The organism is Streptomyces sp. NPDC044921 (assembly GCF_056432865.1).
In genome coordinates this window covers 89,025-102,950 of the sequence record NZ_JBWKIF010000012.1, presented here as the reverse complement: position 1 = coordinate 102,950, position 13,926 = coordinate 89,025, and the positions used below count along the sequence as shown (strand labels likewise).

General features: G+C 71.7%; 13 protein-coding genes. 7 read left to right on the top strand and 6 right to left on the bottom strand.

Going from position 1 to position 13,926, the window contains the following annotated elements:
• Positions 1 to 7: 7 nt before the first annotated feature.
• From AC07DA_RS20240 to AC07DA_RS20230, 3 genes are all read right to left on the bottom strand, one after another.
• Positions 8 to 1,123: an amidohydrolase family protein gene (locus AC07DA_RS20240; RefSeq protein WP_479129547.1), complete on the bottom strand. Its 1,116-nt coding sequence runs from the start codon at positions 1,121 to 1,123 to the stop codon at positions 8 to 10.
• 179 nt (positions 1,124 to 1,302) lie between these two features.
• Positions 1,303 to 1,635 (bottom strand): hypothetical protein, encoded by a 333-nt coding sequence (locus tag AC07DA_RS20235; protein ID WP_479129546.1) that lies wholly within the window; start codon positions 1,633 to 1,635, stop codon positions 1,303 to 1,305.
• 66 nt (positions 1,636 to 1,701) lie between these two features.
• Positions 1,702 to 2,655 (bottom strand): heme o synthase, encoded by a 954-nt coding sequence (locus AC07DA_RS20230; RefSeq protein WP_383331848.1) that lies wholly within the window; start codon positions 2,653 to 2,655, stop codon positions 1,702 to 1,704.
• A gap of 347 nt (positions 2,656 to 3,002) precedes the next feature.
• On the opposite strand from AC07DA_RS20230, the gene tkt reads away from it, so the two are divergent.
• The 5 genes from tkt to pgl are packed head-to-tail and all read left to right on the top strand — an operon-like array spanning position 3,003 to position 9,632.
• A complete protein-coding gene (gene tkt, locus AC07DA_RS20225; RefSeq protein ID WP_479129545.1) occupies positions 3,003 to 5,090 on the top strand; it encodes a transketolase in 2,088 nt (695 codons plus the stop codon).
• Positions 5,091 to 5,124: 34 nt separating this feature from the next.
• The gene (tal, locus tag AC07DA_RS20220; RefSeq protein WP_479129544.1) at positions 5,125 to 6,243 is read left to right on the top strand and encodes a transaldolase; all 1,119 of its coding nucleotides are present in this window, start codon (positions 5,125 to 5,127) and stop codon (positions 6,241 to 6,243) included.
• A gap of 4 nt (positions 6,244 to 6,247) precedes the next feature.
• Positions 6,248 to 7,771, top strand: coding sequence for a glucose-6-phosphate dehydrogenase (zwf, locus tag AC07DA_RS20215; protein WP_479129543.1), 1,524 nt, complete (start codon positions 6,248 to 6,250; stop codon positions 7,769 to 7,771).
• Complete coding sequence (gene opcA / locus AC07DA_RS20210) at positions 7,768 to 8,850, top strand: glucose-6-phosphate dehydrogenase assembly protein OpcA (RefSeq protein WP_479129542.1); 1,083 nt, start codon at positions 7,768 to 7,770, stop codon at positions 8,848 to 8,850. Before zwf ends, opcA begins: the two co-directional genes overlap by 4 nt.
• A complete protein-coding gene (gene pgl / locus AC07DA_RS20205; RefSeq protein WP_479129541.1) occupies positions 8,847 to 9,632 on the top strand; it encodes a 6-phosphogluconolactonase in 786 nt (261 codons plus the stop codon). The genes opcA and pgl overlap by 4 nt, the downstream gene beginning before the upstream one ends.
• A gap of 84 nt (positions 9,633 to 9,716) precedes the next feature.
• On the opposite strand, the gene AC07DA_RS20200 is transcribed toward pgl, so the two are convergent.
• Complete coding sequence (locus AC07DA_RS20200) at positions 9,717 to 10,298, bottom strand: TetR/AcrR family transcriptional regulator (protein ID WP_479129540.1); 582 nt, start codon at positions 10,296 to 10,298, stop codon at positions 9,717 to 9,719.
• A 124-nt stretch (positions 10,299 to 10,422) separates the two neighbouring features.
• Here AC07DA_RS20200 and AC07DA_RS20195 point away from each other — a divergent pair, with 124 nt between their 5' ends.
• Both AC07DA_RS20195 and AC07DA_RS20190 read left to right on the top strand, forming a co-directional pair.
• Positions 10,423 to 10,863 carry a nuclear transport factor 2 family protein gene (locus AC07DA_RS20195; protein WP_479129539.1) on the top strand — a complete coding sequence of 147 codons (441 nt, stop codon included), beginning with the start codon at positions 10,423 to 10,425 and terminating at the stop codon, positions 10,861 to 10,863.
• A complete protein-coding gene (locus AC07DA_RS20190) occupies positions 10,860 to 11,705 on the top strand; it encodes an NmrA family NAD(P)-binding protein (protein ID WP_479129538.1) in 846 nt (281 codons plus the stop codon). Before AC07DA_RS20195 ends, AC07DA_RS20190 begins: the two co-directional genes overlap by 4 nt.
• Positions 11,706 to 11,722: 17 nt before the next feature.
• Here the strand turns inward: AC07DA_RS20190 and AC07DA_RS20185 are convergent, their stop codons facing one another.
• Positions 11,723 to 12,562 carry a carbohydrate ABC transporter permease gene (locus AC07DA_RS20185; protein ID WP_479129537.1) on the bottom strand — a complete coding sequence of 280 codons (840 nt, stop codon included), beginning with the start codon at positions 12,560 to 12,562 and terminating at the stop codon, positions 11,723 to 11,725.
• Complete coding sequence (locus tag AC07DA_RS20180) at positions 12,559 to 13,926, bottom strand: ABC transporter permease (protein WP_479129536.1); 1,368 nt, start codon at positions 13,924 to 13,926, stop codon at positions 12,559 to 12,561. The genes AC07DA_RS20185 and AC07DA_RS20180 overlap by 4 nt, the downstream gene beginning before the upstream one ends.

The window sequence follows — 13,926 nt, the reverse complement described above, 5'->3', positions numbered from 1 at the left end:
GCGCCGCTCACCCGCCCTGGCCGAGCCCGTACACCCGGTACGCGTTGGCCGAGGCCAGCATGGTCGCCACGCGCTGCGCGTCGCTCAGGGACCAGGCGCCCTCCGCGACCCAGGTGCCCAGCACCCGGCCGAGCGCCTCGCGGAACAGCCCGGCGCCCACCACGTGCAGCTCCGGCAGCCCCTGGGCGCCGGTGGAGAAGAGGATCTTGCCGAAGGGGGCCAGCTCCAGGATCTCCGCCAGGACGGCCGCGGCCCGGGCGCCGGTGCGGACCAGGGCGGCGCCGGAGTCGACGTGGACGTGCGGGAAGACCGCGGCGAGGTGGGCGGCGTGCCGGTGGTAGGGGTAGGCGTGCAGCAGCACGAGGTCCGTGCCGAGCCCGGCGGTGGCCCGGACGAAGTCCGTCAGCAGCACCGGGTCCGTACGGTCGATGCGCAGGCCGGGGGCGCCGAGCCCCGCGTGCAGCTGGAGCGGCCGCCCCGAGGCGACCGCGCTCCACAGCAGGTGCCGCAGCAGCACGGGATCGCTCAGCTCCCCGCCGACGCCGCGCCCAGCGAGCCAGCGGCCGGCGGCCCCCCGCACCTCCCCGGGCCCGGGCGGCTCGGGCGCCAGCGCGAGGCCGTGCCGTACGCCGGCGACGGAGGTGAAGGCGACGGCGTGCGCGGCGGCAGCGTGGACGGACTCGGCGAGGTTGGCGAGGAAGGACTCGACGGTCCCGGAGGTGTCGGCGACCTGCTCCGCGAGGAGCTCCAGCCGGACGATCTCATGGGCCTCGGCGGCCGCGGCGGAGGCCAGCTCGCCGGGTTCGGTGAGGTCGCCGGGGAGGCCGGAGTCGACCAGGTAGGTGGTGATGCCGCTGCCGCGCAGGAGTCTGCGGCCGGATTCCAGTACGCCGAGTTCGCGGCGGCGGGCCAGGTAGCGGGCCGGGGCGCAGTGCGGCTCCAGGCCGAGCAGGGGCGGGCACCAGCGTCTGACGGCGAAGCCGGTCTGGGTGTCGAAGAGGGTGGTGCCGGGGGCGGGCGGGCCCTCCGTGCGCGCGAGGTGGGCCTCGAAGGTGCCGAGACCCAGCTCCGTGCGGAGTACTCCGTGGCAGTACTGGTCCACTAGGGACGGCGTTTCGATCATCCGGGCTCCCCCGTGTGGACCCTGTTGTTCCTGAGGGTCTTAACGGGTGAACCGGGCCGAGGTCGCGGGGCCGTCGCGGGAGAGCCGGTGGGTGGGGCGGGTGCGGGACCGTTGTGGCTGGTCGCGCCCACGCGGCGGAGCCGTATGCCGGTACAGACCCGCGCCCCGGGGGAGACGGGTCAGTCGTTCTTCGGGCCGCCGACCTGGATCCCCGCCATGCGCGACCACTCGTAGCGGCCCGTCCTGACCTTCGCCGCGAACTCGCCGTCGAAGGACTCGTGGCGGGTGATGCCCGCCTTCTCCACGGCCTTCTCGGCGATCTCGAAGGACGGGGCGACCAGGTCGCCCCAGTTGCCGTCCTCGCCGACCAGGACGATGCGGGCGCCGCGCTCGCCGAGGTAGGCGACCTGGCCCTCGGCGCCGCCGTGGGCCTTGGAGAAGGAGCTGATCTGCTGGGCCAGCCGGGCGGCCTTGCGCTCGGCCTTCGGGTCTGCCTGCTGCGTCTCTGCCATGACCAGGATGCTACTCACGAGTAGATCCACTCGCGAGGGCGGGGCGGTGTGACGTACGTCAGGGCGTCAGCGCAGGAACGGGTCGACCGCGACGGCCACGAACAGCAGCGACACGTACGTGATCGACCAGTGGAACAGGCGCATCTCCTTCAGCTTCGCGCCCGTCACCTCCGCCTTCGCGCGGTTCTGCAGGCCGTGCGCCTCCCACAGCCAGAAGCCGCCCGCCAGCAGGGCGACCGCCGTGTAGAACCAGCCGGTGTAGCCGAGCGGGGTCAGCAGCAGGGAGACGGCGACCATGACCCAGCTGTAGATCACGATCTGCTTGGCGACGACCTTGTTGGAGGCGACCACCGGCAGCATCGGCACGCCCACGCGCGCGTAGTCCTCCTTGACCTTCATGGACAGCGGCCAGTAGTGCGGCGGCGTCCAGAAGAACATCACGAGGAACAGGATGACCGGCGCCCAGGACATCGAGTTCGTGACCGAGGACCAGCCGATCAGCACCGGCAGGCAGCCGGCGATACCGCCCCACACGATGTTCTGCGAGGTGCGGCGCTTGAGGATCATCGTGTAGACGACCACGTAGAACAGCAGCGCGCCGAGGGAGAGCCAGGCGCTCAGCCAGTTCACGGTGAGGCCGAACAGCAGGGTGGACGTGATCGCCAGGGTGATGCCGAAGGCGAGGCACTCGCGCGGGCTGACCATGCCGGTGACCAGCGGGCGCTGCGAGGTGCGGTCCATCAGCGCGTCGATGTCGCGGTCGATGTACATGTTGAGGGCGTTGGCGCCGCCCGCGGACATGTACCCGCCGACGCAGGTGAGCAGCACCAGCGTCAGGTCGGGCACGCCCTGCTGCGCCAGGAACATCACCGGCACCGTGGTGATCAGCAGCAGTTCGATGATCCGCGGCTTGGTGAGAGCCACGAACGCCATGACACGGGCCCCGAACGGCCGGTGGGCCGGGCTCTGGTCCGTCCCGAGCAGACCCGCTGGACGGGATTCAACGGCCGTCACGCACACCCCTACAGAGACATCCCAGCAAGCCTCAGCCGTGTGAAGTCGCGGTAAAGGCTCGCGCGTACCACGCCACTTTAGACGTTGCCCAGACTCGGACATTCGCGGGGGTCGCCTCGTGTTGGAGGGCGGCTTCCGACGGGCGGCCGGGAGCTCGATTGAGCACCCGGATGAGCGGCTCCGTATTCACCTGTCGAACGCGGTGCGGCCCAGCCAGGAGGCGGATCGGAATGAGGCCCTGCACTCTGGAGTGACTCGGAAGAACGCACGTCCCACGGGGGTAGGCTCGGCTGCGGCCGGTGGGCGCCCCGAGACACCGGCATCCGACATGTGGAGAGGAGCCCTGACCCAGGGTGAGCATCAAGCCGACCACCACAGACCTCGAGTGGACCGAGTTGGACCAGCGGGCCGTCGACACCGCGCGTGTCCTGGCCGCCGACGCCGTACAGAAGGTCGGCAACGGCCATCCCGGTACGGCGATGAGCCTGGCGCCTGCCGCCTACACCCTCTTCCAGAAGGTGATGCGGCACGACCCGGCGGACGCCGACTGGGTCGGGCGGGACCGCTTCGTGCTGTCCGCCGGCCACTCGTCCCTGACCCTCTACACCCAGCTCTACCTGGCCGGCTTCGGCCTGGAGCTGGACGACCTGAAGTCCTTCCGCACCTGGGGCTCGAAGACCCCCGGCCACCCCGAGTACGGGCACACGACCGGCGTGGAGACCACGACCGGCCCGCTCGGCCAGGGCGTCGCCAACGCGGTGGGCATGGCGATGGCCGCCCGCTACGAGCGCGGCCTGTTCGACCCGGAGGCCCCGGAGGGCGAGTCGCCCTTCGACCACTTCGTCTACTGCATCGCCGGTGACGGCTGCCTCCAGGAGGGCATCTCCGCCGAGGCGTCCTCGCTGGCCGGCCACCAGAAGCTCGGCAACCTGATCCTGCTGTGGGACGACAACCACATCTCGATCGAGGGCGACACCGAGACGGCCGTCTCCGAGGACACCGTCAAGCGCTACGAGGCCTACGGCTGGCACGTGCAGCGGGTGCAGCCCCAGGAGAACGGCGACCTGGACCCGGCCGCGATCTACGAGGCGATCCAGCGGGCCAAGGCCGTCACGGACCGGCCGTCGTTCATCGCGATGCGCTCGATCATCGCCTGGCCGGCCCCGAACGCGCAGAACACCGAGGCCGCGCACGGCTCGGCGCTCGGCGACGACGAGGTCGCGGCCACCAAGCGCGTCCTGGGCTTCGACCCGGAGCGGTCCTTCGAGGTCTCCGACGAGGTCATCGCGCACACCCGCAAGGCGCTGGAGCGGGGCCAGGCGGCCCGCGCGGTGTGGGAGAAGGCGTACCAGCAGTGGCGCGACAACAACCCCGAGCGCGCCGCCGAGTACGACCGCGTCGCCAAGGGTGAGCTGCCCGAGGGCTGGGAGGAGAAGATCCCGGTCTTCGAGGTCGGCAAGGGCGTCGCCACGCGCGCCGCCTCCGGCAAGGTCCTCCAGGCGCTCGGCGCCGTCATCCCCGAGCTGTGGGGCGGCTCGGCCGACCTGGCGGGCTCGAACAACACCACGATCGACAAGACCAGCTCCTTCCTCCCGGCGGACAACCCGCTGCCGGAGGCGGACCCGTACGGCCGCACGATCCACTTCGGCATCCGTGAGCACGCGATGGCCGCCGAGATGAACGGCATCGCGCTGCACGGCAACACCCGCATCTACGGCGGCACCTTCCTGGTGTTCTCCGACTACATGCGCAACGCCGTGCGGCTGTCGGCGCTGATGCACCTGCCGGTGACGTACGTGTGGACGCACGACTCCATCGGCCTCGGCGAGGACGGCCCGACGCACCAGCCGGTCGAGCACCTCGCCTCGCTGCGCGCCATCCCCGGCCTGAACATCGTGCGCCCGGCCGACGCCAACGAGACGGCCATCGCCTGGCGCGAGATCCTGCGCCGCTGGACGAAGGAGTTCGGCAAGGGCCAGCCGCACGGCCTGGCGCTGACCCGGCAGGGCGTGCCGACCTACGAGCCCAACGACGACGCGGCCAAGGGCGGTTACGTCCTGTTCGAGGCCGAGGGCGGTGAGCCGGAGGTCATCCTGATCGCCACCGGCTCGGAGGTGCACGTCGCCGTCGAGGCGCGCGAGCAGCTCCAGGGCGCCGGCGTGCCCACGCGCGTGGTGTCGATGCCGTCCGTGGAGTGGTTCGAGCAGCAGGACCAGGGGTACCGGGACAGCGTCCTGCCGCCGTCCGTCCGGGCGCGTGTCGCGGTGGAGGCCGGTGTCGGTCTCACCTGGCACAAGTACGTGGGGGACGCCGGCCGCATCGTTTCCCTGGAGCACTTCGGTGCGTCGGCCGACGGCAAGGTCCTCTTCCGGGAGTTCGGCTTCACTGCCGAGAACGTGGCCGCCGCCGCGCGGGAATCGATCGCCGCAGCCCAGCGCTGACGCTCATATACGACACGTAGGAGATGGAATTTCCATGACAGACGCACTCAAGCGCCTCTCCGAGGAAGGCGTGGCGATCTGGCTGGACGACCTGTCGCGCAAGCGGATCACGTCCGGCAACCTCGCCGAGCTGATCGACCAGCAGCACGTCGTGGGCGTCACCACCAACCCGTCGATCTTCCAGAAGGCGATCTCCCAGGGCGACGGCTACGACACGCAGCTGACCGACCTGGCCGCCCGTGAGGTCACCGTCGAAGAGGCCATCCGCATGATCACCACGGCGGACGTCCGCGACGCCGCCGACGTGCTGCGCCCCGTCTTCGACGCCACCGGCGGCCAGGACGGCCGGGTGTCGATCGAGGTCGACCCGCGCCTGGCGCACAACACCCGGGCCACGGTCGCCGAGGCCAAGCAGCTCGCGTGGCTGGTGGACCGGCCCAACACCCTCATCAAGATCCCGGCGACCGAGGCCGGCATCCCGGCGATCGCCGAGACCATCGGCCTGGGCATCAGCGTCAACGTCACGCTGATCTTCTCCCTGGAGCGCTACCGCAAGGTGATGGACGCGTTCCTGACCGGCCTGGAGAAGGCCAAGGAGCGCGGCCTGGACCTGTCGCAGATCCACTCCGTGGCGTCCTTCTTCGTCTCCCGCGTGGACACGGAGATCGACAAGCGGATCGACGCGCTGGGCACCGACGAGGCCAAGGCGCTGCGCGGCAAGGCCGCCGTCGCCAACGCCCGCCTCGCCTACCAGGCGTACGAGGAGGTCTTCTCCTCGGACCGCTGGAACGCCCTGGAGAAGGCCGGCGCCAACAAGCAGCGTCCGCTGTGGGCGTCGACCGGCGTGAAGGACAAGGCGTACAGCGACACCATGTACGTCACCGAGCTGGTCGCGCCGAACACGGTGAACACCATGCCCGAGGCGACCCTGTTCGCCACCGAGGACCACGGCGAGATCACCGGCAACACCGTCGCCGGCACCTACGAGCAGGCCCGTGCCGACCTCGACGCCGTCGAGCGGCTGGGGATCAAGTACGACGAGGTCGTCCAGCTGCTGGAGAAGGAGGGCGTCGAGAAGTTCGAGGACTCCTGGAACGACCTGCTGAAGTCGACCGAGGCCGAGCTGAAGCGCCTCGCCCCCTCGGAGGGCTGAACAGGTGTCGAGCAGCAATCCGCTGCGTGACCCCGCGGACCGACGGCTCCCGCGCATCGCGGGGCCGTCGGGCCTGGTCATCTTCGGCGTCACGGGCGACCTGTCCCGCAAGAAGCTCATGCCCGCCGTGTACGACCTGGCCAACCGGGGCCTGCTGCCGCCGGGCTTCTCGCTGGTCGGCTTCGCCCGCCGCGAGTGGGCGCACGAGGACTTCGCGCAGGAGGTGCACGACGCGGTCAAGGAGCACGCCCGCACGCCCTTCCGCGAGGAGGTCTGGCAGCAGCTCATCCAGGGCATGCGGTTCGTGCAGGGCACGTTCGACGACGACGACGCGTTCGAGCGGCTGCGCTCCACGATCGAGGAGCTGGACAAGGCCCAGGGCACGGGCGGCAACTTCGCCTTCTACCTCTCCGTGCCGCCGAAGTCCTTCCCGGTGGTCATCCAGCAGCTGAAGAAGCACGGGCTGGCGGACCAGACCGGCGGTTCCTGGCGGCGCGCGGTGATCGAGAAGCCGTTCGGCCACAACCTGAAGTCGGCCGAGGAACTCAACAAGGTCGTCCACGAGGTCTTCGCCCCGGACCAGGTCTTCCGCATCGACCACTACCTGGGCAAGGAGACCGTCCAGAACATCCTGGCGCTGCGCTTCGCCAACACGATGTTCGAACCGATCTGGAACCGGTCCTTCGTCGACCACGTGCAGATCACCATGGCCGAGGACATCGGCATCGGCGGCCGGGCCGGCTACTACGACGGCATCGGCGCCGCCCGGGACGTCATCCAGAACCACCTGCTCCAGCTCATGGCGCTCACCGCGATGGAGGAGCCGGCCTCCTTCGACGCGGACGCGCTGGCCGCCGAGAAGACCAAGGTGCTCGGAGCCGTGCGGCTGCCGCAGGACCTGGGCCGCGACACCGTGCGCGCCCAGTACGCGGCCGGCTGGCAGGGCGGCACCAAGGTGCGCGGCTACCTGGAGGAGGACGGCATCGACGCCTCCTCCAAGACCGACACCTACGCCGCGGTCAAGCTGGAGATCGACAACCGCCGCTGGGCGGGCGTCCCCTTCTACCTGCGCACGGGCAAGCGGCTCGGGCGCCGGGTGACGGAGATCGCGGTCGTCTTCCAGCGGGCCCCGCACTCCCCCTTCGACTCCACCGCCACCGAGGAGCTCGGCTCCAACGCGATCGTCATCCGCGTCCAGCCGGACGAGGGCGTCACGGTCCGCTTCGGCTCCAAGGTGCCCGGCACGTCGATGGAGATCCGGGACGTGTCGATGGACTTCGCGTACGGCGAGTCCTTCACGGAGTCCAGCCCGGAGGCGTACGAGCGGCTCATCCTGGACGTCCTGCTCGGTGACTCGAACCTCTTCCCGCGCACCGAGGAGGTCGAGCTGTCCTGGAAGATCCTCGACCCGATCGAGGAGTACTGGGACACCAACGGCAAGCCCGCCCAGTACCCGGCCGGTACCTGGGGGCCCGTCGAGGCGGACGAAATGCTCGAGCGACACGGACGGAGCTGGCGCCGGCCATGAAGACAGACCTGACCGACACCACGGCCAGCAAGATCAACAAGGCTCTGGTGCAGGGCCGCCGGGCGATCGGCACCCCCGCGGTCGGCATGGTGCTCACGCTGGTCATCGTGACGGACGAGGAGAACGCCTACGACGCGCTGAAGGCCGCGAGCGACGCCGCGCACGAGCACCCCTCGCGCACGCTGGTGGTCATCAAGCGCGTCTCCCGCTCGCCCCGCGACCGCACGCAGTCCCGCCTCGACGCGGAGGTCCGGGTCGGCGCGGACGCCGGCACGGGCGAGACGGTGGTGCTGCGGCTGTACGGCGAGGTCGCCGAACACGCCCAGTCGGTGGTGCTGCCGCTGCTGCTGCCGGACGCCCCGGTGGTGGTCTGGTGGCCGGTGAACGCCCCGCTCGACCCGGCGAAGGATCCCCTCGGGGCCCTCGGGCAGCGCCGCGTCACCGACACCTACGCCTCCGAGCAGCCGGTGCGGGACCTGGCCACCCGGGCGGGGACGTACACCCCCGGTGACACGGACCTGTCCTGGACGCGCATCACGCCCTGGCGCTCGATGCTGGCGGCGGCGCTCGACCAGGTCACCTGCGAGGTGAAGGCCGTCGAGGTGGAGGGCGAGGAGTTCAACCCGAGCTGCGAGCTGCTGGCGATGTGGCTCGCGGACCGGCTGGACGTGCCCGTGAAGCGGTCCCTGTCCGGCGGCCCGGGTCTGACCGCGGTCCGCATGGACACCACCTGCGGCCCGATCCACCTGGACCGCGCCGACGGCTCCCTGGCGACGCTCTCCATCGAGGGCCAGCCCGCCCGTGCGGTGGCGCTCAAGCGCCGCGACACGGCCGAGCTGATCGCGGAGGAGCTGCGGCGGCTGGACCCGGACGACACGTACGCGTCGGCGCTGCGGTACGGGGTGGACCGGCTGAAGGCTTCGGGCCCGGTGCCCAAAAGTGACGGGCGGGCCCGGCTCGCCCGCCCCGCTCCCGTCGAGGCGGCTGCGAAAGCTCCCGCCGCGCAGGCGACGGCGCAGGCACCGGTGAGGCAGGAGCCGCCCACGCCGGAACCGGTCCGGAAGGCGGAGGCGAAGTGAGTACGGCACCGCAGCTGGTCGTCCACCGGGACAAGGAGCTGATGGCGCAGGCCGCGGCGGCCCGGCTGATCACCCGGATCGTGGACGCCCAGGCCTCCCGGGGCTCGGCGTCGGTGGTCCTGACGGGCGGCCGCAACGGCAACGGCCTGCTGGCCGCCCTGGCCGCGGCGCCCGCCCGGGACGCCGTCGACTGGGGTCGCCTGGACCTGTGGTGGGGCGACGAGCGCTTCCTGCCCGAGGGCGACCCGGACCGCAACGTCACGCAGGCCCGCGAGGCGCTGCTGGACGCGGTGCCGCTCGACCCGAAGCGGGTGCACGCGATGCCCGCGTCGGACGGGCCGCACGGCGACGACGTGGACGCGGCGGCCGCCGCGTACGCGGAGGAACTGGCGGCCGCGGCCGGCCCGGAGAACCACGGGCCCGTCCCCGCCTTCGACGTGCTGATGCTGGGCGTCGGCCCGGACACGCATGTCGCGTCGCTGTTCCCGGAGCTGCCGGCGGTCCGGGAGACCGACCGCACGGTGGTCGGCGTGCGCGGCGCGCCGAAACCGCCGCCGACGCGGGTGACGCTGACGCTGCCCGCGATCCGGGCGGCGCGGGAGGTCTGGCTGCTGGCCGCGGGCGAGGACAAGGCGCAGGCGGCGGCCGTCGCCCTGTCGGGCGCGGGCGAGGTGCAGGCACCGGCGGCGGGGGCGTACGGCCGCAGCCGGACGCTGTGGCTGCTGGACGCGGCGGCGGCTTCGGAGCTGCCGCGGTCGCTGTACCCGCCGGTGTCCGCCTGACCGCGCGCACGCCGACCGGCTTCTTCGCCGCAGCGGCCGGAACCCCTGTTCGCGGGGGTTCCGGCCGCTGCGGCGTTGCCGGGCTCAGTCGCCGTCCAGCACCCGCGCCGTGAAGGCGGCCAGGTCCGCGCGGAGCCGCTCACGCGTCACGTGCTCCCGGTCGGTGAGGTGGTCGACCAGGTCCGCGCGGACCGCGGCCAGCAGGGCGTGGGCGGTGAATCCCGCGTCCGTGAAGCCCGGGAGCCGTGCCAGGACGTCCCGGAGCGTGCCGTGCCACCAGTCGTAGTGGGCGGCGCGGTACGGGCTGTCGCTTCCCGTGCCCTCCAGGGCCAGGGACAGGTGCCGGTGGTCGAGCTTGAAGCACAGCAGGGCGTCGAGCAGGGCCGGGACGCGTTCGGCGGGAGGCGTGGCGGGTCCGAGGGGGTGGGGGCCCTCGGCCACGGCGTGGCGGATCGGCTCCAGCCGGGACTCGTAGAGCGCGCGGATCAGGCCCGTGCGGTCGCCGAACCCGCGGAAGAGGGTGCCCTTGCCGACGCCCGCCGCGGCGGCGATGTCGGCCATGGTGACGTCCTCGGGACTCGCGCACGCGGCGAAGAGCCGGTCGGCCGCGGCCAGGACGGACTCGCGGTTGCGCAGGGCGTCCGCGCGGGGTTTGCGTTCGGGCACGGGATTCCTCCGTCTCTCTGCGACCCGTAAGCGGACTCCGGGTCCGCATCTTGCACAACCGGACCGCGAGTCCGTATTCTCTTCTAAGCGGACCAGCGGTCCGTATCGTAACGGAGGGATTCCCATGACTGCATCCACGGCTTCATCCACCGCACCGGCCGACGTGTTCCGCCACGGCCTGCGACTGCTGCTCGACAAGGACATCTCCGGCTGGATCGAACTCTGGGACGACGACGGCGTGATGGAGTTCCCGTTCGCGCCCGAGGGATGGCCGAGGCGGCTGGAGGGCAAGGCCGCCGTCCTCGACTACATGCGCGACTACCCCGACCACATCGACCTGCGGGCGATCCCCGACCTGACGGTCCACCGGACCGACGACCCGGCGACCGTCGTGGTGGAGATGCGCGCGGTGGGGCGGCTGGTCAGGAGCGGGGCGCCTTACGACATGACGTACGTCGCCGTGGTGACCGTCTCCGACGGCCGTTTCACCCACTACCGCGACTACTGGAACCCGCTCGCCCTGCCCCAGGACGGCACGGCCGGCTTCGCGGGGAGCGCCCGGTGAGCGCCGCCACCCTCGTCATCGGCGCCACCGGCACGACCGGCGGACGCGTGGCCCGGCTGCTCACCGCGCGGGGGCGTCGGGTGCGGGCCGCGAGCCGCCGCGCGACTCCGGTCTCCGGTGCCGAAGCGGTCCGTTTCGACTGGTACGACCCGGGGACGTTCGAGGAGGCGCTGCGGGGAGCGGACCGGGTCTACCTGGTCCCGCCGGTCGGGGACCCCGACCCCGCCGCCGTCATGCTGCCGTTCCTGGAACGGGCCCGCGCGTCGGGGGTGGACCGGGCCGTGCTGCTCGGTTCCTCGGCGATCCCCTCCGGGGGCCCGGCCGTCGGACAGGTGCAGCAGGCCCTGCCCGGCCTGTTCGGGACGTGGGCGGTCCTGCGGCCCTCGTGGTTCATGCAGAACCTCACCGGCGACCACGAGCACGCCCGCAGCATCCGGGATGAGGGAGTCGTGCGCACCGCGACGGACGGGGGACGGGTGGCCTTCGTGGACGCCGACGACATCGCCGCCGTCGCCGCGCGGGCGCTGACCGCCGACCGGGACGCGGGCGGCGATCTGGTCATCACCGGCCCCGAGGCACTGAGTTACGACGAGGCCGCCGCCGTCATCAGCGAGGTCACGGGCCGCCCCGTGACCCACCGGCGGCTGACCTTCGAGGAGCTGCGCGACCGGCTGGCGCGGTTCCTCCCGCCGGATTTCGCCGCGGTCCTCGCCGGGTTGGACCGATCCATCGCCGAGGGGGCCGAGGACCGCGTCACCGACACGGTGCAACGCCTCACCGGCCGCCCACCGCGCACCCTGCGCGCCCATGTGGAGCGCGCCATGGCGGCGGCGGACGGCTAGCGGGCCGGGGCGGCGGGCTACTTCACGGAGCCCGCCATCACCCCCTGCACGAAGTGCCGCTGGAACGCGAAGAACACCACGACCGGGACGACCAGGGACAGGAACGCGCCGGGGGCCAGGACGTCGATGTTGCTGCCGAACTGGCGTATCTGGGACTGCAGTTCCACGGTCAGCGGCTGCGCGGAGCTGTCCGCGAAGAGCAGCGCCACCAGCATGTCGTTCCACACCCACAGGAACTGGAAGATGGCCAGGGAGGCGATCGCCGGGCGGCCCACGGGCAGCACCAGGCGTGTGAAGATGCGCCACTCGCTGCCGCCGTCCATCCGGGCCGCCTCCAGCATCTCCTTCGGCATCTCGGCGAAGTAGTTGCGCAGCAGGAACACCGCGAACGGCAGGCCGTAGGCGACGTGGAAGAGGACGACCCCGGGGATCGTGCCGAACAGGCCGAGCTGCCCGAAGAGTTTGGCGACCGGCAGCAGGCCGATCTGCACGGGCACAACCAGCAGCGCGACGACGACCAGGAAGATCGTCTCCCGCCCGGGGAAGTCCAGCCACGCGAACGCGTACCCGGCGAGCGCCGCGACGACCACGACCAGCACCGTCGTCGGCACCGAGATCAGCACCGTGTTCCAGAACGCCCGCGTGATGCCGGCGTTCTGCAGCAGCGCCGAGTAGTTGTCGAAGGAGAGCTGCCCGGGGCTGGTGAACACCGTCCACCAGCCGCCCTTCGCCGTGTCCTCGGCGGACCGCAGCGAGGACAGGAACAGCCCGGCCAGCGGTGTCATCCACACCAGCCCCACCACGACGAGGAAGGCCTGGACGACGCCGTTGCCCAGGGAGCACCGTACCGCGTTCATCGCTGACTCCTTCGGAAGCGGCGGACGTTGAAGACCATGGCGGGGACGACCAGCAGCAGGAGCAGGACGCCGAGCGCGCTGCCGAGGCCCTGGTTGTTGCCGCCGCCGAACGACACCAGCCACATCTGCGTCGCGAGCACGGTCGCGTCCTCCTGCACGGGTCCGGGCGCGATGATGTAGACGAGGTCGAAGACCTTCATCACGTTGATCACGAGCGTGACGAAGACGACCGTGAGGACCGGGGCGAGCAGCGGGACCGTGATGCGGCGGAAGATCTGCCACTCGTTGGCGCCGTCCATCCGGGCCGCCTCCAGCGCGTCCCGGGGCAGCGTCGACAGGCCCGCCCCGATCAGCACCATCGCGAAGCCGGTCCAGATCCACAGGTACGCCCCGATGATCGCGGGTGTCACCAGCGCCGGGCCGAGCCAGGAGACGCCCTCGTAGGGCGGGGCGAAGTTGGACGAGGGCAGCTTCACCGTGTACGAGCCCGGCTCCAGGTTCTCGAAGCGGAAGGAGCCGTCGGCGGCGGTGGTCGCCGTGGCGACCAGCTCGCCGTCGCGGACCGCCTCGACCTTCATCCCGGGCAGTCCGCTCTCCCGCGCATCGACCTTGCCCTGCTCGCCTCCCCCACCGGGGGTGAAGTCCAGGTAGACCACACCGCGCAGTTCGTCGGCGGCGGCCTTCTCCCCCACCGCCCCCGAGGCGGGCCGGGCGTCACCGGGCAGGTCGCCGGGCTGCACCCCGACCAGGCCCAGCGTCACCGCGTCCCCGGGCGAGACGGACGCGCTCGTGCGGTACGAGCCGTCCTTCTCCTTCGTCAGGCCCTGCCCGTCACGCGCCCGGGCCGTCGGGTAGGAGGACTGCTCCTTGAACACGTCGTGGACGGAGACGACCGCCGCGTTCAGCACGCCCTTGTCGGGGTCCTCGTCGTAGGCGAGCCGGAAGATGATGCCGGCGGCGAGGAAGGAGACCGCCATCGGCATGAACAGCAGCAGTTTGAAGGCGGTGGCCCAGCGGACCTTCTCCACCAGGACGGCCAGGATCAGGCCGAGTCCGGTGAGCAGGGCCGGGGCCACGACGACCCAGATCGCCGTGTTGCGCACGGCCTTGAGGGTCGCCGGGTCACGGAACATCTCCGTGTAGTTGTCGCCGCCGACGAAGGTCGTGCCGGAGGCGTCGAAGAAGCTGCGGCCGACGCTGAACAGCACGGGGTAGACGACGAGCGCGCCGAGCAGCAGCAGGGCCGGGAGGGCGAAGAGCAGGGCGACGATCTTCCCGCGCCGTCGCAGCCGCCGGGTCGGGCCGGCGGCCGCGCCGGGTGGGGGCGCCGGCGGGCTCGTCTCTTTCACGAGAGTGGCTGTCAT

What these genes read in the sequence shown, in the direction of transcription:
- AC07DA_RS20240 (WP_479129547.1), bottom strand. Translation starts at nt 1,123, where the DNA reads ATGATCGAAACGCCGTCCCTAGTGGACCAGTACTGCCACGGAGTACTC.
- AC07DA_RS20235 (WP_479129546.1), bottom strand. Translation starts at nt 1,635, where the DNA reads ATGGCAGAGACGCAGCAGGCAGACCCGAAGGCCGAGCGCAAGGCCGCC.
- tal (WP_479129544.1), top strand. Translation starts at nt 5,125, where the DNA reads ATGACAGACGCACTCAAGCGCCTCTCCGAGGAAGGCGTGGCGATCTGG.
- opcA (WP_479129542.1), top strand. Translation starts at nt 7,768, where the DNA reads ATGAAGACAGACCTGACCGACACCACGGCCAGCAAGATCAACAAGGCT.
- AC07DA_RS20195 (WP_479129539.1), top strand. Translation starts at nt 10,423, where the DNA reads ATGACTGCATCCACGGCTTCATCCACCGCACCGGCCGACGTGTTCCGC.
- AC07DA_RS20185 (WP_479129537.1), bottom strand. Translation starts at nt 12,562, where the DNA reads ATGAACGCGGTACGGTGCTCCCTGGGCAACGGCGTCGTCCAGGCCTTC.
- AC07DA_RS20180 (WP_479129536.1), bottom strand. Translation starts at nt 13,926, where the DNA reads ATGACAGCCACTCTCGTGAAAGAGACGAGCCCGCCGGCGCCCCCACCC.